This window comes from Nonlabens agnitus (genome assembly GCF_002994045.1).
Classification (GTDB): Bacteria; Bacteroidota; Bacteroidia; order Flavobacteriales; family Flavobacteriaceae; genus Nonlabens; species Nonlabens agnitus.
Genome location: NZ_MQUC01000003.1, coordinates 1735351 through 1757587, shown reverse-complemented (window position 1 = coordinate 1757587; position 22237 = coordinate 1735351). Strand labels below are relative to the sequence as shown.

Sequence of the window (22237 nt, the reverse complement as noted above, 5' to 3'; positions counted from 1 at the left end):
CATGTCATTTACTTACAAAAGAAGTAGCTCTCTATTTAATGAGGCTCAAAAATATATTCCTGGTGGAGTCAATTCTCCAGTTCGCGCATTTAACGCTGTAGGCGGTGATCCTGTTTACGTCAAAAGTGCCAAAGGTGCCTATTTGCACACTGAGGACGGTCATCAACTTATCGATTACATCGCTTCATGGGGTCCCATGATTTTGGGTCATGCCTTTGAACCAGTGGTAGATGCCGTGATTGAAGCCACAAAAAAGGGAACATCTTATGGAATGCCAACAGAACTGGAAACTCAAATTGCAAAATTGGTAGTTTCCATGGCGCCTAATGTAGATCAGGTAAGAATGGTCAATAGCGGTACGGAAGCTTGTATGAGCGCCGTGCGACTCGCTCGCGGATTCACCGGTCGTGATAAGATCATCAAATTTGCAGGATGTTACCATGGTCACAGCGATTCCTTTTTGATTCAAGCGGGTAGTGGTGCGGTCACCTTTGGTAGTCCCAACAGTCCTGGAGTGACTATAGGAACGGCTCAAGACACCTTGCTGGCTACATACAACAACCTGGATCAGGTCGCGGAAATTTTTGAGAAGAACAAAGACCAGATCGCTTGTGTCATCATTGAGCCTATAGCAGGCAACATGGGTTGTATTGTGCCTCAAGAAGGATTTCTGGAAGGAATACGAGAATTGTGTGATGCAAATGGTGCATTATTTGTTTTTGATGAGGTGATGACAGGTTTTAGACTAGCTCGCGGTGGTGCCCAAGAGACCACTGGTGTCAAGGCAGATATTATCACTTATGGTAAAGTAATAGGTGGTGGTTTGCCGGTAGGTGCTTTTGCCGCAAGACAGGAAATCATGAACCATCTGGCACCTTTGGGTCCTGTATATCAAGCAGGAACTTTGAGTGGTAATCCATTAGCGATGAGTGCAGGACTAGCCATGCTGGAGCATCTTAATGACAATCCAGATGTCTTTGTCAACCTCGCCCAAAAGACCGAGCACCTTCATAAAGGTATTGAGAGCGTGCTTTCAACAAAGGGAATCGATCACCAAATCAACAGGTGCGGTAGCATGATGTCGGTTCACTTCACAGACCAGCCAGTAATTGATTTTGAATCGGCTGCTACGGGTAATAATGAGTGGTTCAAAAAATTTTTCCACGGTTTGCTGGATCGTGGCATCTACTTGCCGCCTAGCGCCTTTGAAAGCTATTTCCTTAATGATGCGTTGAGTTATGAAGATCTTGACCGCACAGTGACTGCAGTAGAAGAGGTCGTTTCTAAGTGGTAGAAAGGTTTTAGTTTTTCGCTTTCCTGTCTGCCGACAGGCAGGCGCGAAAGCGAATTCTAATTAATCAGTGTGGACAACGACCAGCAGTTTTTTGTAGTTATCCTCACCTAACAATTGTTTAAGCTCAAACTTATAGCGAGTTTCCAACTCCTTGAGTTCCATTTGTTGCTCACGCGTTAAAGTGGCGCTCTTGCGATACTTGTTGGAAGCCTGGGCGTGCTTTTTTATTAGCTGCTTTAAAACTGTTGTGGCTTCTTTATCTAGATCGGTTTTGGAAAGGATGAGTTGGGTTTCTTTTTTTGCATCCACAGGCTTTAAAGTGTTCTTGATGGGATACTGGACTTCAAAGCTGGTATTTTCTACGGTTTGCTGCTCTTGTGCAAGCCCAACGATGGGAAATGTGATAAGAAAAAGTAGGAAAAGCGATGTGAGATGGTTCAAGGTGAAGACTGTTTAAATGCTGTAACGTAATATAAGAAAGGATCGTATACTAGAAAAGCTCTAAAATCTTAAAAGATTCTAGAGCCTTTCATCAATCAACCAACCATTAATTTATTTTCTAGTGACGCGAGTTTTAGCCATGCGTTCACGTATGTTGCGTTTTTTCATGTACGCCATCTTTTCAAATCGAGCATATTGTTCATCGTTCAAGATGTCTTTGAAAGCACGTTTAGTGGCTATCTTTTCGTCCATTCTTGCTTCGGCTTGTGCAATTTTTTCTTCTTTCGAGAGTTCCTTGCGGTCTTTTCTGGTAGCCATTATTTCTTTTCTCTTGGTAGCGTTAGCCAGTAGTACTTTTTCTACTTGTGTTTCTTGCTTGTCACTCAAGTCAAGAGCTAAAGTCATTCTTTTGGCGTGCATAGAGGTTAAGACGGCTGGGTCCATTTTTTCTATACGCTCACTGCGTTTTTCCATGCGATTCTCTGCACGTTCTGGATTTTTTTGAGCGGTCATGGCAGTTATTCCTAGCAGCATCATGAAAGGGAGAATAAGATGTTTCATTCTTTCTTTGTTTTTAATTGTTCAACGACATTGTGACCTACCATTAAAAGAAAAGTTTAATTTTATGAATTAACCAACCAAAACCAACCTTATGGAAAGTGACCAATTTTTACAGCAACATCAAACCGAACCCGTAATAACGCCTATGAAATGGGTTCTCTATTTTATAGTGACCTCATTACCAGTGATAGGTACCGTTCTATTGCTGGTATGGGCTTTTAGCAATGATGGCAGACCTACTAGGCAAAATTGGGCAAAAGGCATGTTATTGTTCTATGTATTGACCATTATAATACTTGGGCTATTCTTTGTCATTTTTGGAGCCGCGATCTTCGCCGCAGCCGCGTCCAATGGATCCAATTATTAATTAAAATCTTAAATGAGAAAAGCCTTTTTCAATTTTGAAAAGGGCTTTTTTTTTGATCGTAGTTTGTAATTGATCTTTCCTACACCACTTCTATAAAAAGACCATCATCGGTTTTGGAGACTTTAGCAACCTTTTTGCCTGTTAATCCTTTGACAGCTTTATCCCATTTTTTGTTGGATAGACCACTCTCATCCTTGAGTTGATTCAGGTCTACTTTTTCATGCTTTTTAAGACGCTCAAAAACTACTTTTTCGTCTTCATTAAGCTCAACACCAGCTTTTTTCTCTGGACGCATTTGAGGAAAGAACAATACTTCTTGAATGGATGGATTATTAGTCAAGAACATGATCAATCGATCCATACCTATTCCTAGACCCGATGTTGGCGGCATACCATATTCCAATGCTCTCAAGAAATCTTGATCGATAAACATTGCTTCGTCATCACCACGATCTGCAAGGGCAGCCTGGGCTTCAAAGCGTTCTCTTTGATCAATAGGGTCGTTAAGCTCGCTGTAGGCATTTGCTATTTCCTTACCGCAAACCATCAATTCAAAACGCTCTGTCAATTCTGGATTGTCGCGGTGCGTTTTGCATAATGGGCTCATTTCCTTAGGATAGTCAGTAATAAAGGTAGGCTGGATAAAGTTACCTTCACATTTCTCACCAAATATCTCGTCAATCAACTTTCCTTTACCCATGGACTTGTCGACGTCGATGCCTTGCGCTTTCGCGAAAGCGAACAACTCTTCCTCATTTTTACCGGTAATATCAAACCCTGTAAATTGCTTGATCGCATCTGTCATGGTCACTCGTGGATACGGCGCCTTCCACTCGATATTATGCTTGCCAAAGGTGCTGGTCGTCTTTCCATTGACTTTCATAGCGCAGTGCTCCAGTAAATTCTCGGTAAACTCCATCATCCAGTTGTAATCCTTGTAGGACACGTAGATCTCCATGGCAGTAAATTCTGGATTGTGGGTACGGTCCATACCTTCATTCCTGAAGTTCTTGCTGAATTCATACACACCATCAAAACCACCAACGATCAAACGCTTTAAATAGAGCTCGTTAGCAATTCTCATGTATAAGGGTATGTCCAGAGAGTTGTGGTGCGTTACAAAAGGTTTTGCTGCAGCACCACCAGGGATAGGCTGCAAAATGGGCGTTTCTACCTCAAAATATTCACGCTCATTAAAAAAGGAGCGCATGGCGTTGAAAAGCTTGGTACGCTTGACAAAAACATCTTTTACTTTAGGGTTGACCACAAGGTCTGCATAGCGCTGGCGATAGCGCATCTCTGGATCGTTAAACTCGTCATAGGTGTTTCCATCGGCATCAGTTTTGGGTAACGGCAATGGTTTCAATGCTTTACTCAAGAGTTTAAAGTTTTTGACCATTACGGTTTGCTCGCCCACATTCGTGGTAAAAAGCTCACCTTCAATCCCTATGAAATCGCCTATGTCGAGAAGCTTTTTATACAGGTCGTTATAAAGCGACTTGTCCTCGCCGGGACAGATCTCATCACGGTTAAAGTACACCTGGATTCTTCCCTTTCCATCCTGAATCTCTGCAAACGAGGCTTTTCCCTGTATTCTTCTGGACATCAAGCGGCCAGCGATGACCACCTTTTTTTCTTCTTGAAAATCTGCTTTGATGGAGGCTGTGGTAGCGTCCACATGATATTGAGCCGCAGGATACGGGTCGATTCCCATCTCGCGTATTTTCCCTAGTTTTTCACGGCGTACGATTTCTTGTTCAGAAAGTGGCATTTGGCAATTGATTTAAGCGTGCAAAGATAAGTTTGTAAAGTCGTGCTGCAAAACCTATCTATGGTTCGCAAGGTGGTTTTATGGGATATCGCTTTCCTGCCTGCCGGCAGGCAAGGCGCGAAAGCGTAACATCCACTAATCTTTTGATTTTCCATGTAACAAAGTCTTTGTTTTAAGGTCTATTACATCAAACACTTTTGCCATATGTCCATCTGGAGAGTCATCCTAGCCATCATATTGCCGCCACTAGCCGTGCTGGACAAAGGCTGCGGATCCATTGTTATTGTTTTTATTCTCACGTTACTGGGTTGGGTGCCCGGCGTGATTGCTGCGCTGATTATCTTGAATAATCCTAATAATTGATTTCTTAAGTAACAGTAAAGTTCTACTAAATACTGTTTATTTAGCAATGGCTTCAAGCAAGTTGTAAATATTAGGGTCATCTGGTGCAGCAGCTTTTGTATCATATAATTTCCCGCTTTGATCGTAAATGAAGTATCGAGGTATTTCATTGAGGTTTTCTTTTATCACAAAATCTGACAATTCATAATTCAATGCTATAAAGCTATTCTCAGCTTTTAGTGATATTTGCCGTTCTGATTTTTTCCAGCTCTGCTCGTCCGTATCGATGGAGATATAGATAAAATTCACTTTGTCGCCTAGTCTTTTTTCCAGTGCTTTTGAAGCCGGCATATTGTCAATACATGGAGGACACCAGCTGGCCCAGAAATCAACGTAAACGGGCTTACCTTTTTGGGCTTTTATCAAATCGGTCAGGGATATTGACTTGGTCAATGTATTTGCCAGTAAAAGATCTGTGTTATCCAGAGATCTTTCAAGGTTAAGTTTTTTGGCATTTTGAATTTCAAATTCTCTGATATACTTGTCGCTTCCATAATTGGAAATATAATCATCATAACACTTAACGATCTCTGGCCAAGGTTCATTCCAGCTCATCATTTTATGAATGGCAGTGCTTTTTGCAACTTTCAATAATTCACCATCCAATCTTTCAGGAAGTTCAAAATAAGTTTTATGAAATTTTGATTTAATCCAATTTTTAGTGGCATAGCTGTATTTTGATTGAAGCACATTCAAGTAGGAATGCATTGTGGAGGTTCCATACTTTCCAACCAAAATTTCTTCATTCATATACTTTGGATCAGTAATCGCATTGATTAAGAAGCCTTCATCACGAGCTTCAGATAATTCATTGAAGTTAGGGTTTAGTCGTATCGCATTATTTTCTCTCACGTATCTTGACCATGAAGACAAAATATTGAAGTAATCTCGCAAAGCAACAGATTTAAGCAGCTTTCCTGTTCTGGGATTGAAACTTTTATTTTCGATTTCTTCATCTATATATTCAAGTTTAAGATCTAATGTTTCTCTTTCTAGTGCAATAATTTTTGCGATGGAATCCAATTCTTTGTTTATCAATTCTCTATTATAAAAGCCGCCTGCGTATAGCTCTATCAGTTCATAGTCATTTATAAATTTGGTTGGCTTTAGCCCAGGTTCACTCTTTGTGAAATATCGCCCGTGAAGTTGATCTCGTAGATTTTGAACGGAGTCAATCTCACTTGTCTCAATCACTTTAAATGTTTCCCAATCAACAACATCTCCAGTGATATGGAGAACTGAATCTTTCAATTGTACGCGCAAGGTGTCATTAGGTTTTATAAGCAAAGTTTGAAGCTTATTGATGCGACTAGAGATTCGAACGATGTCATCGCTATTTTTTCTCCAGGTTAAGGTGTCGACCCCATTATTAAACAAGAGAATATTTGATTGGCTATTTTCAAAAGAGGGCAAGTCTCTAATCACAACAGGTATCGAATCCATTTGATTGTCAATGATGATAACCGCATTTACATATTGCTTTGTTGGTTCAATGGCTGCTGGCTTTTCATCTTTGCATGAAACCAATAAAATAAGAGTTACAATAAATAAAAAAAGTTTCATCGTTGGATTTTGACGGTCATTCTATAAACTTAGAACAATCTGGATAACTTTCAGAATGATTGCCGCTTCAATTCCTACCTTTACACCATGAACAAAACCGTCCATTTTCAAGATTTAGGCCGCAAGGATTATAAGGAAACTTGGGATTTTCAAGAACAACTTTTTAAGGATATTCTAGATACCAAAATCAAGAATAGGAGAGAAGATGCCGGACTGGAGACCCAAAACCACCTTTTGTTTGTAGAACACGATCATGTGTACACCTTGGGGAAAAGTGGTGATGAGGAAAATTTACTGGCTAATAAAGAATTGTTGGAACAGATAGGCGCCACCTATTATAAGATCAATCGTGGTGGCGATATTACCTATCACGGGCCTGGACAGATTACAGGTTATCCCATTCTGGACCTGGAAAACTTCTTTACTGATATCCATAAATACCTACGATTCCTAGAGGAGATCTTTATAAAAATCCTTGCAGATTATGATTTGAAAGGCGAGCGCAGTCCTGGCGAGACTGGTGTATGGCTGGATGTAGGAACTCCATTTGCACGCAAGATTTGTGCATTGGGCGTACGCGCCAGCCGCTGGGTAACGATGCACGGTTTTGCATTTAATGTCAATACAGATTTGGGCTATTTTGATCATATTATTCCTTGCGGGATTCAAGACAAAGCAGTGACTTCACTGGCATCAGAGTTAAAGCGCGAAGTAGACCATAATGAGGTCAAGGATAAAATCAAGCAGTATTTTAGTGAGTTGTTTGAGGCGCAGCTCAAGGATTAAATCTCTACTCGATTAAATTGGCGTTTTATTAAGTGTCCGCTTTTTCCTACTGATTTATTTTTAGATCATGACGCTTACTCCAGAACAAATTAAAAATGCCCTAACCGAGCCAGAAATGGCGGCGCATCTTGCCGATCTTGTGTATATACAGGACGAACACCTTTCTATCTACAGAAAAAAATATGGCAAGGGCTTCACCTATCTCATCAACAACAAGGATCGGGTAACGGATAAGAAGGAACTCAAGCGCATCAAGTCGCTAGTGATACCGCCAGGATGGAGCGATGTGCGTATTTCGGGAATTGAGAATGGGCACCTGCAGTCTGTTGGGCGTGACGATAAAGGCCGCAAAGTGTATAGGTATCATGACTTATGGAATGTTCTTAGGAACCAAACCAAGTTTTTTAAAATGTCCGCTTTCGCGAAAGCGTTACCCAACATAAGAATCCAGCTGGAAAAAGACCTAGAACTTTCAGGAATGCCACTGAACAAGTGCCTCGCGATCGTCTTGTCGGTCATGGATGCGACCCACATTAGAGTTGGGAACGAGCAATATGCGCGCAAAAACAAGACCTATGGGCTTTCCACACTTAGAACTAAACATCTGGATGAAACCGATGATGGCGTAGAGTTCCATTTTAAGGGGAAAAAGGGCGTGCAACAAACCAAAAGCATTATCGATGCTGACCTGGTAGAATTGATTCATCAGTGCGAGGAAATTCCGGGCTGGGAACTCTTTCAATATTATGACGAGCAAGGCAAGCATCACGGCATCGACAGCGGCATGATCAACGATTACATTCACAGAATAGGTGGCGAGATCTTCACGGCAAAAGATTTTAGGACTTGGGGTGCGACGACTACCTTTTTTGAAACCATGCTAGAACTTCCAGAACCAGAAAAGGAGAAGGAAGTGGATAAGAATATTTTAAAAGGATATGATGCTGCTGCCGAGGAATTAGGCAACACAAGAGCCGTGTGTCGTCAATATTATGTACATCCTGAGGTGCCCAACATTTACAAGGACGGTAATTTTGAGCCTTATCGTAAGAAAGCCAAAACCTATAAAGACAAAAACCATCTCACGGCAACTGAGCGCTGCGTGAAGGAAATCATCCAAAATTTTGAAATTGAGTTTAAGGTAAAGGAATAGTTACCACTTATAAATCAAAACTTCATTCCCATCTAGAGTCACCAGATATCTAGATTTACCACCAGCGATTTGCGCAGCCGTATTTCCATAGACCGGCAGGAAAGGAACGGTTTCTCCTTGATCGTTAAGAATATAGACCTTGTTTTCTCCGTTATCAATAATCGTCACATAATCCTTGTTGTTGATTCTTGACAAACGGGCTGGAAGATAGGTGCCGTAAGGCAAACTACTCTTGGTCCCATTGATTTGCAATACATTTTTATTCTGGATGAGCTGGCTGCGTGAGGTAAAACCTATGTGTGAATCGGTATCAAGGGAAGTGTTGGTGACGGTCACTTTTCCAGTTGATGGATTCACGTGCAGGAGCTTATCATCAGAATTCACAAACTGAATTAGGTTGTTGTAAAAATAGAGGTCTGACTTGGCTTCAATTTTTGTTTTAACGCTGGTTCTGGTTTCACCGGTACGATTGATCAGTTTGAGTTCTTTCTGATCTGTAGTAAAAGCGATGTAATCCTTGTTTCCTTTTCTAAAATGTTGCGGGCTATTTAAAATAATACCATCTGGTCTATAATTAAAACCGCTGACTTTGTTGCCTTTTGAATCAAGCATGGTGAGATCCTTACCTGTGGTTATGACAAACCTGTAGTTGCGGTTGTTGTCATAGTCAAATACACTCAATGGCTGAGTTATATCCTTTTTAGGATTGTATGGGAACTTGTCCACGTCGTTCCCTTTTCTATCAAGTAGGTACACTTTCTCTTGGTTGGCAAACAGTAGCTGCTTGCGATCATTTTTGTAAACATCAACACTTTGGATCTCTCCTAAGATTTTGGTATTTAATTCCTTAGTCCAGTGCACTTCTCCTGTTTCAGAAAGCAAAGTCAACTTGAAATCTTCTGTTTGTATCGCGACATCATAGGTGTTGTTCAAATGGTTGGGAAACAGAAACGGTCCTGCGATGATGTCGCTTTCGGATTTGTAAGAACCGATCTGGGCCACTAGCGGCTGCTCTGCAGCTGTAGATCCATAAGGGATCTCAAGTCTGTAAAATGCATACGCATCTTCATGCACATATTGACTGATCATTGCTTTAAGAGTAGTGTCATCCATAGACTTCAATACCTTGTCATCTTTCTCGTCAATACTTATGAAGGGATTTTTAAATTTTTCAAGACTAGTGACATTTAAAAGAGAACTGCTGCTACTCATTTTTTCGCGAGCTTCTTTCCACCAGTTTTGACTGGAAAGCGTGGTGCCGTTTTGATAGCCTGCAATAATTTCTTCCAATGTTTCCTGATTGGCAGAAAGTACCAAGAAGCGATCGATCAAGGTCAAGTACCCAACGGTAAGATTGGGAACCAACGGCGCAATTGATTTCGAGTCCAAAGGTGCAGCCAATGTATATAGCGCCACATCGCGATAAGTACTTTTGGCAGCGCTCAAGCTATCGAGATCCACAAATAAATCTTCAAAAGGCAATAACGAGAATGCGATCGCAGTGCCATTCTCTAATTCGATAGTCGATACCTCTTGAGAATTGACCATCAAATCCTTAAGTAATTCTGGAATGACTGGTTTTCTATTGTGGTATCTTGATAGATTGCCCATCAATTGTTCTGGATCGCTATACGTCGTAGAGGACAAAAACCTGAAGGTAGCCGGTGCTACTTGATCCAACTGATTTTCCCTAGCATCCAGATCATTGTAAAGGCTATGCTTTTGATTCAAACTATCCTTATAGACAATTAGCCCATCCATATAAATGGAGTTACCTGTCATACTGGGTTCCAGCTGATACCACTCACCATAATTGTGAGCATCGGTTTTGTTTTTACCTAGTAAAAACTGATACAACCATTGCTCGTCAGAGGCGTTTACATAAATACTTATATCATCGTGAGTACGCTCATATAATGTCACAAAGGATTCATCAAAGACATAATCGGTTAGATTGCGTCTTATCAAGCTTTCCAGAACCAATATGGAAGAGCTCGCCATGTGTGATCCATTTTTATTGGCGGTGTAATACGTATTACCATCTGCTGTTTTTTCTAGGATCTCTACATCATTATACTCAATGCGTTTCACTACGGTAGTAGAATCGGTTTGAGAATCGTGTACCTCAGTCAATAGCGTGATGGCCACCTGATTCTTTCCTTCCATGCTCAAGGTCACAAAAGATTCTGACTTTAGATCGTAGGTATTCAAAAAAGAGCTCGCGGTTTTGATTTCCTTGACTCTAGAGAGCGACTCCAACTGGTCAAATACTGGGTTGTTCTCCAGCAGATCAGTAACTTCTTGTAAGTCTGAGAGCGCAATGACAATTTTGGAATGGTCTGGAATATTGTAAATGAGAGCTGTATCCTTAACCTCATTATCGCAACTTATTAATACTGCGAAAAGAAAAAATAAAGTGAGTAATCTGTTCATACCTAGGAAAAATCGCATCTGGCAAAAATAGAATTTATGACCTCAAACGGCTTGGTTTTTAAGAAACTTATAGAGGCATTTTCAACTGCTCTGGCAATAGCTTGAAACTCATGCGGTGATAAGTAGTGGTACCGTGTTCCCGTATGGCGTCGCGGTGTTGTTTTGTGGAGTAACCTTGATTGTTACTCCAGTGATACATGGGAAACTCTTGATGTATTTTTTCCATGAACTCATCGCGATAGGTCTTGGCAAGAATGGAAGCGGCAGCGATATGTAGGTATTTGCCATCGCCTTTGATCACGGTGGTGGCTGGAATATCTGGATATGGATGAAAACGATTACCATCCACAGCGATGTGCTCAGGTGTGATCTTAAGACCCTTTATGGCAAGGTGCATGGCCTGTATACTCGCGTTGAGAATATTTATTTTGTCGATCATAGCTCGATCCACATGGGCTACATGGTATGATAAAGCTTCTTTTTCAATGACTTCACGCAGTTGGTTTCTTCGCTTTCGCGAAAGCGTCTTACTATCATTCAAACCTGCACATGAAAAACCTGGTGGTAGTATCACCGCTGCGGCTGTGACCGGTCCAGCGAGACAGCCGCGGCCGGCTTCATCTGTGCCGCATTCTATCAAATTGGGATGTATTTTTTCAATCAACATGGGTTGCAATGATATGGAATTTATCAAATCTGCTGATGTGCTGCAATATCCAAAGCAATTCAAAGTTCATAAAAGGTCGCGTAAAATTGGATGCGGCAATATGTATAATACCTATTTTTGGCATCGTGTCAACATTGATAAAATCCTTCTTATTATTCTCGCTACTCCTGGTAACGGCCAGTGCGTATGCATTGCAGCAACCGGTTAGGGATAACCTGGGCAATAATGGACGTCAACGTCCCTTGAGCAATAAGGAAGTAAGTGTTGAGGGCGAGAAGCCACCTATAACAGATTATCTTATCATAAGTCAGGACAGAGATACGACTTATGTCGATACCACGTTGTCCATGGCCAAGGAGTTTAAATTCAACTACCTGCGTCAGGATAATTTTGAACTGATGCCGTTTCCTAATATAGGGCAACCTTACAATAGATTGATCAAGCGTTTTGACATGGAGCAGCTCACGCCTCGCATGGGTGCCGAAGCGCGTCACGACAATTACTATGAAATTAGTGACATCAACGATTATTACGTCCCAACACCTCTTACAGATCTTTACTTTAAAACGGCGATCAATCAAGGACAGCAGCTGGATGCACTGTTCACATCTAACATTTCTCCTCAATTCAATTTTTCCATTAGTTATAAAGGGATGCGCAGTGCTGGAGACTTTGTCAACACCTTGACCAGTACCGGTAATTTTAAGTTTACGTCAAATTATTTTAGTAAGGATAAAAGATATCGATTACGTCTACACACGGTCTTTCAGGATTTGAGCAATCAGGAAAGCGGTGGCCTGGCGCCTGATGCGCTTCAAGGTTACCTGGATCAAGATGAAAACCTTGACGATCGAGGTCGTCTGGAACCTAATCTGGATGATGCCGTGAGCTTACTGGACGGGAAACGATTTTATATCGATCATGACTATGAATTATTAAAATCTGCAGATAGTTTAAAGAACTACAGCTTGCGCGTTCATAACAAGATGTACTTTGAGGATAAGTTCTATCGATATGAAGAGGACAATGCCTCTACCGAATTTTTAGGAGAGGCCTATCAGTCTACCAATATCAAAGACAAAACCAACTATGAGGAAAGCTATGTAGAAGTAGGCGCATCGCTCGATCATTATTTGTTTGGTTATATGAAAGCAGGTATAGCTAAGTTGGATTACAATTATGGCTATGACCGTATCGTAAATCGCGGCACAGAAGTGATCACTAACCGGCTAGCATCTGAGGTTTACCAATTCAAAGCAGCATTTGAAAAACGTCTAGGTGTTTTCGAATTTCAAGCACATGGTGGTATTAATATCGCCGGTGAGCTAGATGGTCAATATCTCAACGCTATGGCCAGTGTGGATTTTAAAGATTTCACCGTTGCGGCTGGTGCAGGCATAAGTTCTAGAGCGCCTAATTTTAATTTGTTGCTTCACCAAAGCGAATATGAAGAATACAACTGGCAAAATTCATTTAACAACGTAGAGAAGCAACAACTCAATTTGCAAGTGAAATCAGAGAAATACTTTGATGTAGAACTAGAGGTAAACACGATTCAAGATTACGCTTATTTCAGAGAAAGAAACCGTGAGGACGTTGCTCCTGATTTTACAGGTTATGTGGTTGAGCCTTTTCAAACCGACGAGCAGCTTACCTATCTCAAAATAAAAGCCCACAAATCCTTTGAGTTTTTAAGGTATTTTGGAACGGACCACACGCTGGCCTTTCAAACCGTAGATCAAACTGCCGATATCATTAATGTACCTAGTTTTCTGACTCGCAACAGTTTATACTATAAGGATCGCTGGTTCAAAAAAGCGATGCTGGTTCAAACCGGTATTACTTTAAAGTATTTTGATGAGTACAATATGGATGGATATGATCCAGTGTTAGGGGAATTCTATTCTCAAAACTCTGCCAAATTGGGAGCTTTTCCATTGGTGGATATATTCTTCAATGCAAAAATCCAGCAAACTAGAATATTTGTAAAGCTGGAAAATGCAACCTCACCTTTGGGTGAGCCTAATTTCTTTAGCGCACCTCGAACTCCGTTTAGAGATTTGAGTTTAAGGTTCGGTCTAGTATGGAATTTCTTTCTTTAGAAGCACGGACGCTCGATACAGAAAATTAAAGTTCTGCTAAAATCGTTAAATCTGCTTTGTAAAAACGCTTGTTCATCAATTTGTTGCAGGAATTTTTTGTTAATGTTTGGTTTTCCTTGAGAAACCGTTGAGAACTACGGAAAGCGATCTAGCGTAAGTTTGGGCAAAAATCAAATACTATGAAATTTACCAAATTAACAATCGCACTTCTATCTGCTGCAACTGTGTTCGTATCCTGTAATGATGATGACGATATCACTGAAGGACGATTTGACCGTGCAGAGCTTTATGCTACTAGTAATACTAGTGGTAACATTACTGTTTATGACCTTTCTGATGGGGATGATCCAGAAACAAACACCTTTACAGTGGCTGGAACTCAGGACAATGAAGGAATTGTTTATGATCCATCAACAGACCAAGTCATTTTTGCTTCTAGAACTACCAACTCCGTTCATATTGGTGATAACATAGAAGACATGATTGATGGTACAAGTAAGTCTTTGACCGTTACTGCGAGTAATGCAGAATTATCTAGTCCTAGATCTGTCGCTATAAATGGAAATTTTATTGTAGTGGCAAATAACGTTTCCAACCAATTATTCATTTATGAAAGAACCGGTAGTAATGTGACGTTGAGAAATACTTTACAGGTTGGTTTTGCTTTATGGGAAATTCAATTTGATGGTGACGACCTTTTTGCAGTTGTTGATAATACAAATGGGATTGCAGTTTTTAATAATCTAGTAACTGCTAATACAACTAATGGACTCGTAGAACCAACTAAAACGGTCTTTATAGAAGGTATTCAAAGAACTCACGGGTTTGTTTACAATGCAGAAGATGATATCGCAATAGTAACTGATATAGCAGACGCTACTGTTTTTGATGATGGTTCTTTCCACATAATTACAAACTTCTCTACTAAATTTGATGCTGTCACAAATCTTGGAACTCTGCCAGTTGCAGGAAATCAAGTAGAAGTAATTGGTGCATCAACCTTCTTAGGTAATCCAGTCGCTGCCGCTTATGATGCAGAAACGAACACAATTTTTATAGCTGAGAATAGAAATGGTGGAGGTCGTGTTTTAGGCTTTAGCGCTAGTGCGAGTGGTAATGCTTCCCCAATTATTGATAATGCACTACCGCGTGTAAGTACAGTTTTCTTTTACGGTCGGGACTAATCCACAATAAAATTTAAAACTCTTAAAAGCCTCCTAATTTTAGGAGGCTTTTTTATGTTACAACTTTTGACACTCGTATCTTTAGGCCATGCAGAAAGTTAAAACATACATATCTGTAGGCTTCATTCTACTATTTCTATCCATGCAACTGGGCTCCGTGCACCAGTTCACGCATGATGATGGTAGTTTGCCATGTACGATATGTTTGGTTTCCCAGCATGCACAAACTCTGGACTACACGCCGGCAAACTTCATTGAGGTACCTGTGTTCTTTATGCCTCATGTAGAGCAGGATGTCGTTATAGAGTACGCTTTCGCGAAAGCGGAACATCTTTCCCACTATCACTTATCCAGACCGCCACCGGTAGATTGCTAAAAAGTCAAGGACACGTTTGCCGTGTCATTTTTAGTAATCAATTTTTATATCATGTTTAAACAGCTAGGTATAGTTGCAGCAATATTGTTTTTTGCCGTAACTGTAAATGCTCAGGACTGTCGTATTGAGCTTAAGGGAACTATCACAGATTTTCATGATGGTGAGCCGCTTGCATTTGCACAACTTTATATCAAGGACCTGCAAAAGGGTACTTCTACCAATGAAAAAGGTGAGTACGTATTGCGCAATCTTTGTGCAGGTGATTATGACATGGTCATCACACATTTTGAGTGCGAGACTAAAACCGTTCGCATAAGCATACGTGATGATAAGGTTCAGGATTTTACCCTTGAGCATCATATCAATGATCTGGATCAGGTAAAAGTAGTCGCAGATGTGCATGACGACCATGATGGGACGCAGTCTAATACTCGGGTTCTTAAAGAAACGATTAACAAATATAGCGGTGCGACCCTAGGTGAGGCACTGGCTACGGTTCAAGGCGTTTCTATTTTAAAAACAGGTAATAGCGTCACAAAGCCAGTTATTCATGGACTATACGGCAGCAGAGTGACCATTGTTAATGATGGCATGCGGCAGCAAGATCAGGAATGGGGCGTGGAACATGCTCCTAATATTGATCTAAATACAGCGAGCAATATTCAAGTTGTAAAGGGTGCTAGTGCCTTGCGATATGGTGGTGATGCTATAGGTGGAACTATTTTGATTGACCCTGAACGAGTCATAGTTACTGATACACTTAAGGGACAACTCATATCGCAGTTACAAACTAACGGTCGCGGTGGTAGTATTACTGGAACTGTAGGTAACTACAATGACAGCGGTTGGTACCAACAGGCAACGCTTACCTATAAAAAGCTAGGTGATTTTGAGGCTCCTGATTATATTCTGAGCAATACGGGTAGTACAACGTATGCTGCAAATCTAGTAGCTGGATTTAAATCGTTTGAGTATGGAGCTAGTCTTAAGTATTCCTTCTATGATAGCGAGCTAGGTATTTTAAGAGCCTCGCACATAGGGAATGCGGCAGGACTTGCTCGCAGTATCAATTCAGGACAGCCACAAATCATTCGAGACTTTACCTATGATATTGCACCACCTAAACAGGCCGTACAACATCATGCAGTCCAGTTTAATGGATATAAACGATTAAAAGACCTAGGAAAGGTTGAGGTGGATTATTCCTTTCAGTATAATAATCGATTGGAGTTTGACATACGTCGTGGCGATAATCGTAATCGCGCATCGCTAGATCTTGATTTGTTTACCCATAATCTAATGACGTATCTATCGATTGATCGCTATGATGGTACTGAAATCGAGCTAGGAATTGATGGAATGCTACAGACCAATATCCCAAACCCAGATACTGGAGTACGCCGGTTAATTCCTGATTATAATAGTCAGAAAATAGGTGGCTTTGCATCGGTCAACCATAGATTGAACGATCAGTGGTTACTGGAAGCTGGCGCTAGATATGACTATTACCGCATTAATGCAGAAAAGTTTTACTTCATTTCTCGCTGGGAAGACTTGGGGTACGACGAGCAGTTTCCTCAGTTTGAAGTGAGCGAGAACGATGGTCAGATTTTTACTAATCCTGTATTGGACTATAATTTAATAGCTGTCACGGCTGGTGCAAAATACTTTATGGATGATCATTATGATTTTGCCATCAACTTAAGTACAGCAAATCGTGCGCCTAATCCTTCAGAGTTGTTTAGTGATGGATTGCACCATGCTCTCGCTACTATTGAACTGGGTAAGCTCGATCTCAATAAGGAACAGTCCTATAAAGTCAACATGACGGCTCACGCTGTTCATAAAAACTTTGATATTGAGGTCAACCCTTACCTCAATGTGGTGCAGGATTTTATCCAATTGGTACCTGTAGGCCTGGAAACTACAGGTAGAGGAGCATTTCCCGTGTATCAGTTTGAGCAGGTTGATGCGGTACTGGCAGGAGTTGATGTGGGCGCTAGGTGGAATATTATCGATAGATGGCTTATTGATCCAGAAACACAGGAAGAAAAAATGGAAGAACAGCTCACGCTGGATTCCAGATTTTCCTATATATATGGTCAAGACACCACTCAGGAACAGCCTTTGATTGATATGCCACCAGCAACTTTTGATAATGAAATTGTCTGGAGTAATGGAGTCTTTGAGAATTTGTCATTGAGTCTATCCAATATGACCATGCTCAAACAGACTCGTTTTCCTGACAATGATTTTCCAGCAGAGGTTTTTGATGATCAAGGTAATTCCAGCACTGTTATTGTTGAAATTTCAGAATCGCCAAAGGCTTACTCATTGTGGAATCTGGGTGCTAGTTACGCTTTCGCGAAAGCGCAACTCAACCTGAGACTCAACAATGTTTTAAACACTACATATCGTGATTATCTCAATAGACAACGGTTCTATGCAGACGATATAGGTCGCGATATACAATTACAATTCATTTATAATTTTTAGAAACAAGCATTAAAACAACAATCATGAAAACAACATTTAAATTCTTACCAGCTTTATTATTTGCAGCCGTTCTAATTTCTTGTGAGGATGACGATTCACCAGTTCAAATCAATGAAGATGAGTTAATCACCACTGTAGAGTATCAACTTACTAATACAGCAGATGCTACTAATGTGGTAACATTCCGTCAAGTGGATAATGATGCAGATGGGCCCAACATGCCTACGGTTACCATCACAGGTACCGTATTAGCTGGACAGACCTACACCGGTAATGTCAGATTCTTGAATGAATTAGAATCACCTGTAGAAAATATCACGGAAGAAGTTGAAGAAGAAGGCGATGAGCACGAGGTATTTTACGGTGTCAATACTGCTGGTGTGACCATCAACAAAATAGATAATGATGCAGATGGTAATCCTCTTGGGCTGCGCACTAATGTTAGTACTGGATCTGCAGGATCAGGTAGTCTTACCATAACACTTATTCACGAGCCGGTAAAACCTAACACGGGCTTAACAAGTGCTGGTGGTGAGCCTGATGCCATTGCAACTTTTAATTTCAATGTCCAGTAAGTAAACTGTTATATTGAATATGGTTTAAAAAAACCGTCCTGATACGCAAGCATCAGGACGGTTTATTATTTGAAAAAATGAGGTGTCACTAATCTACTGCATCTTCTACGTCGTCAGCAACATCTTCTATTTTGTCGCCTACAGTTTCTTCCTCTTCTCTACAGCTTGTGATGCTTACAGCAAATAAAGCTATCATACTTAGTACTAGAAATTTCTTGATCATGGTTTTAAGTTTTTAAGATTATACAATAACGATTATAAAGGTCTACGACCAGAAATGATATTGATTAGAATCACGATTACCGCAATTACTAATAGAACGTGAATCAAGCCACCAGTTGACATACCAGGTATAACACCTAATAATCCCAACAACCATACAACGATACAAATTACAGCTACAAGCCAAAGAATACTTCTCATAATAGTTAGTTTTTTAGTTTACGAGACGAATTTACTTACATAAAAAGGCGGTCCTTGTTAACGAAATGGCAATTAATTAAAATTTAATAAGATTCTTTGTAAGGTTTTCAATAAAACCGTTGCAGACGTTAATTTTTTAATACTTTGAGGGATTCTCTATAACATCCTGAGCGCGTTCTTGATGCGCTTTAATCGTATCGTCGCCCATCTTTTTAAGTAACGACATCATCATGTTCATACGCTGGTTATTGGCAAAGTGCTCTTTCTTTTCTTCCAAAAAATTCCAGTAGAGCGAGTTGAATGGACACGCATCATCCTCTGCTTTTTTCTTGCTCACCTTGTAAGCACAACCCTTGCAATAGTTGCTCATTTTATTGATATAACTACCGCTGGAGACATAAGGTTTTGTAGCTACAAGACCACCATCTGCCCATTGAGACATACCACGCGTGTTGGTGATTTCTACCCATTCAATGGCGTCTATGTAAATGCCCAGGTACCATTCATCCACATAGCTGGGATCTGTCATGGTGAGCAAAGCATAATTTCCCGTAATCATCAACCGCTGGATGTGGTGCGCATAGGCATTATCCAGTGAGTTGTTGATGGCATTGCTCAGGCAGTTCATTTTGGTCTCGCCAGTCCAGTAAAAATCGGGTAGTGGGTTTTTGTTTTCCAGTTTGTTAAGCGTCTGGTAATCGGGCATTTCCTTCCAATAAATGCCGCGCATGAATTCTCTCCAGCCCAGTATTTGTCGTACAAAACCTTCCACTTGCGAGATGTGTATGTCGGTATCGCTTTCGCGAAAGCGAGAAACCGCAGCCTCAATCACTTCTAGCGGACTTAGTAACTTGCTATTCATGGCAAAACTCAGTCGCGAGTGGTACAGATATTCCTGATCTGTGTGCATCGCGTCCTGAAAGTCACCAAAGCGCACCAATAGATGCTCGCAGAAGTAATTGAGGACGTCCAACGCATCCTGCCGCGTGGTAGGCCAGTTAAAGTTGGTCTCATCAATCCTACCAAAAGTCTTTACGCCTTCTTTTTCCAATAATTTTACAATCCCAGCAACATCCTTACGAAAACCGCGCTCGTGCGGGATCTCTGTATCTCCATCCCATTTTTTGCGGTTGCTCTGGTCATAGTTCCATTTGCCGCCTTCAGGTTCTTTGTCGCCTTCTATCATGATGTCGTATTTCTTGCGCATATCGCGATAGAAATATTCCATGGTGAGTCGTTTTTTACCTTCAAAGAAGGTTTCAACGTCCTTGCGTTTAGTCAAGAAATGTTCTGTATCAAATCCTTCCCATTCTATATCCAGCGACTTACAAAAATCCCTCAATTGTTGGTCCAGTCTCCACTCGTCTGGAGCTAGGTATTCAAATTTTTCAATATCCTGATCCTTGATCAGTTTCTTGAGATTCTTGACCAGGTCCTGGCTGTTGTCCTTATGGTCCAATTCATAATAGACCGTGTTGAAACCTCTGTCATTCATCCATTCATTGAAAGATCTCATGGCGCTAAAGAAAGCGACTACTTTTTGAATGTGGTGTTTGACGTAGTCGGTTTCTTGGCGCATTTCGGCCATGTGATAGGTGATATGGTCTTGATCACCATTAAACCAACTGTGTTTGTGGTTGAGTTGATCACCTAGGATTAGACGTAATGTTTTTGCCATGTTGTACTATTTAAAATTTTTAAAAATCACGATATCAATGTGATCTTGAACTTTTCAGGACTAATAATAAGAACAGAATCCAATTGTTCGTTATCGTAGAGAATTCAAAAGCTAGTTCACCTTTTGTAACAAATCATCTCGTCAAACTACTTATAGTTCAAATAGATGATCATGAAAGGAATTCCAAAACTTACTCTACTATTGACCGCAGCCTGGCTGCTTATTCTTTGTTATTTTTCTTTTTTCACGTCAGCCTCAGCAAATACCTTGATGATTATTTACATTACAGGTCAAGGTTTTTTGACGGCTCTTGTTATCAGTCAATGGAACAAGAAGCGTATTTCGTGTAAAAAGACTGCTTAATTAGTCCAGCCACAAGTTTCTATACTCTTTGTCACCATCATAACGATCTGCCTGTGATTGTATATTGAAGGTGCGGTTCCTGGGATCATTGCCCACGCCGCTATTGTACATCCAGTTTCCATAATTGGAATGGACGTCATAGTCAATCAATATGTGTTCAAAATAGGCAGCGCCTATGCGCCAGTCTTGTTCTTGATGCATGGACCAGTAACTCGCCACATTTTGACGCCCACGATTGCTCATAAATCCTGTCGCAGCGATTTCCTTCATGTTCGCATTGACAAAATCCTCATGGGTCTCACCTTGAATCCACTTTTCAAGCGCTCGCTCACTGGATTTCCATTCGTAATCCTTTTCTAAAATACCGCCTAAGGTGAAGATCTTTTCTTCATGTTTAAGGGAAACGTATTTGAAAAAATCTCTCCAGATCAATTCAAAGATGAGCCAATAAGTATCTTGATTTTTCTTGATTTCCTTTTCAAACTTCTTGACTTCCCAGTAGATCTGTCGTGCGCTCATGTTACCTAGGGCCAGCCAGGCACTAAACTTACTGCTGTAGTCAGTGCCCACAAGGCCGTTGCGAGTTTTCTTGTATTCTTGTAGCTTTTTCGTTTCCCAGAAGTAATGTTGAAGTCGCTCCCAGGCGCTAGTCTCGCCGCCAGACCATGGAAAAGCACTGCGAGAATCTTTTTCAAATTCTTCTAATCCCAGATTTTCAAGGCTTGGAATAGTGGTTTCTAGCACCTTTAATTGTTCTTGCTTGTAATCGTCAATGTTTACTACATCTCTTACCTCACATTCTTTCTCGAGTTTCTTTCTAAACTGAGTAAATACTTGTGGTATCTGCTTTTTGGAATACGGCACATCATCTGGATGATATAGAAATTGATCGTAGACTCGATGGCCTTTGGGTTTTTTCTCCAATTGATCCAGTTCGATCCCTAATAATTGTTCTTGGTCGGTTTCATCACGGGTCCACTCTTTCTGCAGAAAAATATCGGTGACGTTGTATTCCTTCACCAATTGCGGGATCACTTGGTCAGGTGCATCGTGGTACACCATAAGTGGTATGTGATGTTTGGCAAGTTGGTTTTTTAGATCTTCTACAGCTTCTCTAATGAATTGAGCTCTGAATTTTCCTGTTTTACCAAAAGGCAAATCGATTTCTAGATCCATCCCAAAATCACTTTCTTGATAAAATCGTGGGTCAAAAAAATAAACGCCTATGACATCGCCATCTGCGTCACAAGCTGCTTTCAAGCTATGATTGTCCTGTATCCTTAAATCGTTTCTAAACCAAACTAAATTCATATCTCTTTATAATTACAAGTCCCATCGAATATTTAAAATTATTAGCCGCTATACGCGAATAACTTTAAATCAAAACCTTTTCTCGACTATCGCTCGAAACAGGTTTGTCAACATCTTTCTTAACTCTTAACTAGACTTACTACACTTCTTACTGCAATACTTCACATGTTCCCAATTTTTTTCCCATTTCTTGCGCCATGTAAACTCGCGTTCACAAACTGGGCAAACTTTGGTAGGTAGATTATTGGGGTTTCTGGCGCTTTGCTTCATGTCTTTTATGGATAGTCGCAG

Annotated in this window: 20 protein-coding genes; 10 read left to right on the top strand and 10 right to left on the bottom strand. The window is 40.7% G+C overall.

Features of this window, described 5'->3' with window-relative positions; all coding sequences use genetic code 11:
• Position 1 precedes the first annotated feature (1 nt).
• Positions 2–1294 carry a glutamate-1-semialdehyde 2,1-aminomutase gene (hemL, locus tag BST86_RS08090; RefSeq protein ID WP_105982828.1) on the top strand — a complete coding sequence of 431 codons (1293 nt, stop codon included), beginning with the start codon at positions 2–4 and terminating at the stop codon, positions 1292–1294.
• Between the two features lie 60 nt (positions 1295–1354).
• Here hemL and BST86_RS08085 read toward each other — a convergent pair whose 3' ends face one another.
• On the bottom strand, positions 1355–1735 hold the full coding sequence (locus BST86_RS08085; RefSeq protein WP_105982827.1) for a hypothetical protein: 381 nt from the start codon (positions 1733–1735) through the stop codon (positions 1355–1357).
• Between the two features lie 111 nt (positions 1736–1846).
• Positions 1847–2296 (bottom strand): hypothetical protein, encoded by a 450-nt coding sequence (locus tag BST86_RS08080; RefSeq protein ID WP_146126734.1) that lies wholly within the window; start codon positions 2294–2296, stop codon positions 1847–1849.
• Between the two features lie 91 nt (positions 2297–2387).
• Between BST86_RS08080 and BST86_RS08075 the strand changes: the two genes are divergently transcribed.
• Complete coding sequence (locus tag BST86_RS08075; protein WP_105982825.1) at positions 2388–2663, top strand: hypothetical protein; 276 nt, start codon at positions 2388–2390, stop codon at positions 2661–2663.
• Between the two features lie 79 nt (positions 2664–2742).
• On the opposite strand, the gene lysS is transcribed toward BST86_RS08075, so the two are convergent.
• Positions 2743–4434, bottom strand: a complete 1692-nt coding sequence (gene lysS, locus BST86_RS08070) for a lysine--tRNA ligase (RefSeq protein ID WP_105982824.1) — start codon at positions 4432–4434, stop codon at positions 2743–2745.
• 204 nt (positions 4435–4638) lie between these two features.
• Between lysS and BST86_RS08065 the strand changes: the two genes are divergently transcribed.
• On the top strand, positions 4639–4797 hold the full coding sequence (locus BST86_RS08065) for a YqaE/Pmp3 family membrane protein (RefSeq protein WP_105982823.1): 159 nt from the start codon (positions 4639–4641) through the stop codon (positions 4795–4797).
• A 36-nt stretch (positions 4798–4833) separates the two neighbouring features.
• Here BST86_RS08065 and BST86_RS08060 read toward each other — a convergent pair whose 3' ends face one another.
• Positions 4834–6399: a TlpA family protein disulfide reductase gene (locus BST86_RS08060; protein WP_105982822.1), complete on the bottom strand. Its 1566-nt coding sequence runs from the start codon at positions 6397–6399 to the stop codon at positions 4834–4836.
• A gap of 87 nt (positions 6400–6486) precedes the next feature.
• On the opposite strand from BST86_RS08060, the gene lipB reads away from it, so the two are divergent.
• Positions 6487–7185, top strand: a complete 699-nt coding sequence (gene lipB, locus BST86_RS08055) for a lipoyl(octanoyl) transferase LipB (RefSeq protein WP_105982821.1) — start codon at positions 6487–6489, stop codon at positions 7183–7185.
• Between the two features lie 67 nt (positions 7186–7252).
• Positions 7253–8338 carry a DNA topoisomerase IB gene (locus BST86_RS08050; protein WP_105982820.1) on the top strand — a complete coding sequence of 362 codons (1086 nt, stop codon included), beginning with the start codon at positions 7253–7255 and terminating at the stop codon, positions 8336–8338.
• Here BST86_RS08050 and BST86_RS08045 read toward each other — a convergent pair whose 3' ends face one another.
• Positions 8339–10771, bottom strand: a complete 2433-nt coding sequence (locus BST86_RS08045) for a hypothetical protein (protein WP_146126733.1) — start codon at positions 10769–10771, stop codon at positions 8339–8341. It abuts the gene before it with no gap.
• Between the two features lie 67 nt (positions 10772–10838).
• Positions 10839–11438 carry a ribonuclease HII gene (locus BST86_RS08040; protein WP_105982818.1) on the bottom strand — a complete coding sequence of 200 codons (600 nt, stop codon included), beginning with the start codon at positions 11436–11438 and terminating at the stop codon, positions 10839–10841.
• Positions 11439–11563: 125 nt separating this feature from the next.
• Here BST86_RS08040 and BST86_RS08035 point away from each other — a divergent pair, with 125 nt between their 5' ends.
• The 5 genes from BST86_RS08035 to BST86_RS08015 all read left to right on the top strand — a co-directional run bounded on the left by BST86_RS08035 (position 11564) and on the right by BST86_RS08015 (position 18171).
• Positions 11564–13540 carry a putative porin gene (locus BST86_RS08035; protein ID WP_242446493.1) on the top strand — a complete coding sequence of 659 codons (1977 nt, stop codon included), beginning with the start codon at positions 11564–11566 and terminating at the stop codon, positions 13538–13540.
• 179 nt (positions 13541–13719) lie between these two features.
• Positions 13720–14724: a YncE family protein gene (locus tag BST86_RS08030; RefSeq protein ID WP_105982817.1), complete on the top strand. Its 1005-nt coding sequence runs from the start codon at positions 13720–13722 to the stop codon at positions 14722–14724.
• Positions 14725–14812: 88 nt separating this feature from the next.
• Positions 14813–15100, top strand: a complete 288-nt coding sequence (locus BST86_RS08025; protein ID WP_105982816.1) for a hypothetical protein — start codon at positions 14813–14815, stop codon at positions 15098–15100.
• 51 nt (positions 15101–15151) lie between these two features.
• Positions 15152–17596, top strand: coding sequence for a TonB-dependent receptor (locus BST86_RS08020; protein WP_105982815.1), 2445 nt, complete (start codon positions 15152–15154; stop codon positions 17594–17596).
• Positions 17597–17619: 23 nt separating this feature from the next.
• Entirely contained in the window at positions 17620–18171 is a 552-nt protein-coding gene (locus BST86_RS08015; RefSeq protein WP_105982814.1) for a type 1 periplasmic binding fold superfamily protein, read from the top strand.
• Positions 18172–18426: 255 nt separating this feature from the next.
• On the opposite strand, the gene BST86_RS08010 is transcribed toward BST86_RS08015, so the two are convergent.
• The 4 genes from BST86_RS08010 to BST86_RS07990 form a co-directional block, all read right to left on the bottom strand.
• Positions 18427–18594 (bottom strand): lmo0937 family membrane protein, encoded by a 168-nt coding sequence (locus BST86_RS08010; RefSeq protein WP_105982813.1) that lies wholly within the window; start codon positions 18592–18594, stop codon positions 18427–18429.
• A gap of 136 nt (positions 18595–18730) precedes the next feature.
• Positions 18731–20272: a cryptochrome/photolyase family protein gene (locus tag BST86_RS08005; RefSeq protein WP_105982812.1), complete on the bottom strand. Its 1542-nt coding sequence runs from the start codon at positions 20270–20272 to the stop codon at positions 18731–18733.
• Positions 20273–20635: 363 nt separating this feature from the next.
• Positions 20636–21946: a DASH family cryptochrome gene (locus BST86_RS07995; RefSeq protein WP_105982810.1), complete on the bottom strand. Its 1311-nt coding sequence runs from the start codon at positions 21944–21946 to the stop codon at positions 20636–20638.
• A 126-nt stretch (positions 21947–22072) separates the two neighbouring features.
• The gene (locus BST86_RS07990) at positions 22073–22216 is read right to left on the bottom strand and encodes a DUF2256 domain-containing protein (RefSeq protein ID WP_082438634.1); all 144 of its coding nucleotides are present in this window, start codon (positions 22214–22216) and stop codon (positions 22073–22075) included.
• Positions 22217–22237: the final 21 nt, after the last annotated feature.

What these genes read in the sequence shown, in the direction of transcription:
- hemL (WP_105982828.1), top strand. Translation starts at nt 2, where the DNA reads ATGTCATTTACTTACAAAAGAAGTAGCTCTCTATTTAATGAGGCTCAA.
- BST86_RS08080 (WP_146126734.1), bottom strand. Translation starts at nt 2,296, where the DNA reads ATGAAACATCTTATTCTCCCTTTCATGATGCTGCTAGGAATAACTGCC.
- BST86_RS08075 (WP_105982825.1), top strand. Translation starts at nt 2,388, where the DNA reads ATGGAAAGTGACCAATTTTTACAGCAACATCAAACCGAACCCGTAATA.
- lysS (WP_105982824.1), bottom strand. Translation starts at nt 4,434, where the DNA reads ATGCCACTTTCTGAACAAGAAATCGTACGCCGTGAAAAACTAGGGAAA.
- BST86_RS08065 (WP_105982823.1), top strand. Translation starts at nt 4,639, where the DNA reads ATGTCCATCTGGAGAGTCATCCTAGCCATCATATTGCCGCCACTAGCC.
- BST86_RS08060 (WP_105982822.1), bottom strand. Translation starts at nt 6,399, where the DNA reads ATGAAACTTTTTTTATTTATTGTAACTCTTATTTTATTGGTTTCATGC.
- lipB (WP_105982821.1), top strand. Translation starts at nt 6,487, where the DNA reads ATGAACAAAACCGTCCATTTTCAAGATTTAGGCCGCAAGGATTATAAG.
- BST86_RS08050 (WP_105982820.1), top strand. Translation starts at nt 7,253, where the DNA reads ATGACGCTTACTCCAGAACAAATTAAAAATGCCCTAACCGAGCCAGAA.
- BST86_RS08045 (WP_146126733.1), bottom strand. Translation starts at nt 10,771, where the DNA reads ATGAACAGATTACTCACTTTATTTTTTCTTTTCGCAGTATTAATAAGT.
- BST86_RS08040 (WP_105982818.1), bottom strand. Translation starts at nt 11,438, where the DNA reads ATGTTGATTGAAAAAATACATCCCAATTTGATAGAATGCGGCACAGAT.
- BST86_RS08030 (WP_105982817.1), top strand. Translation starts at nt 13,720, where the DNA reads ATGAAATTTACCAAATTAACAATCGCACTTCTATCTGCTGCAACTGTG.
- BST86_RS08025 (WP_105982816.1), top strand. Translation starts at nt 14,813, where the DNA reads ATGCAGAAAGTTAAAACATACATATCTGTAGGCTTCATTCTACTATTT.
- BST86_RS08020 (WP_105982815.1), top strand. Translation starts at nt 15,152, where the DNA reads ATGTTTAAACAGCTAGGTATAGTTGCAGCAATATTGTTTTTTGCCGTA.
- BST86_RS08015 (WP_105982814.1), top strand. Translation starts at nt 17,620, where the DNA reads ATGAAAACAACATTTAAATTCTTACCAGCTTTATTATTTGCAGCCGTT.
- BST86_RS08010 (WP_105982813.1), bottom strand. Translation starts at nt 18,594, where the DNA reads ATGAGAAGTATTCTTTGGCTTGTAGCTGTAATTTGTATCGTTGTATGG.
- BST86_RS08005 (WP_105982812.1), bottom strand. Translation starts at nt 20,272, where the DNA reads ATGGCAAAAACATTACGTCTAATCCTAGGTGATCAACTCAACCACAAA.
- BST86_RS07995 (WP_105982810.1), bottom strand. Translation starts at nt 21,946, where the DNA reads ATGAATTTAGTTTGGTTTAGAAACGATTTAAGGATACAGGACAATCAT.
- BST86_RS07990 (WP_082438634.1), bottom strand. Translation starts at nt 22,216, where the DNA reads ATGAAGCAAAGCGCCAGAAACCCCAATAATCTACCTACCAAAGTTTGC.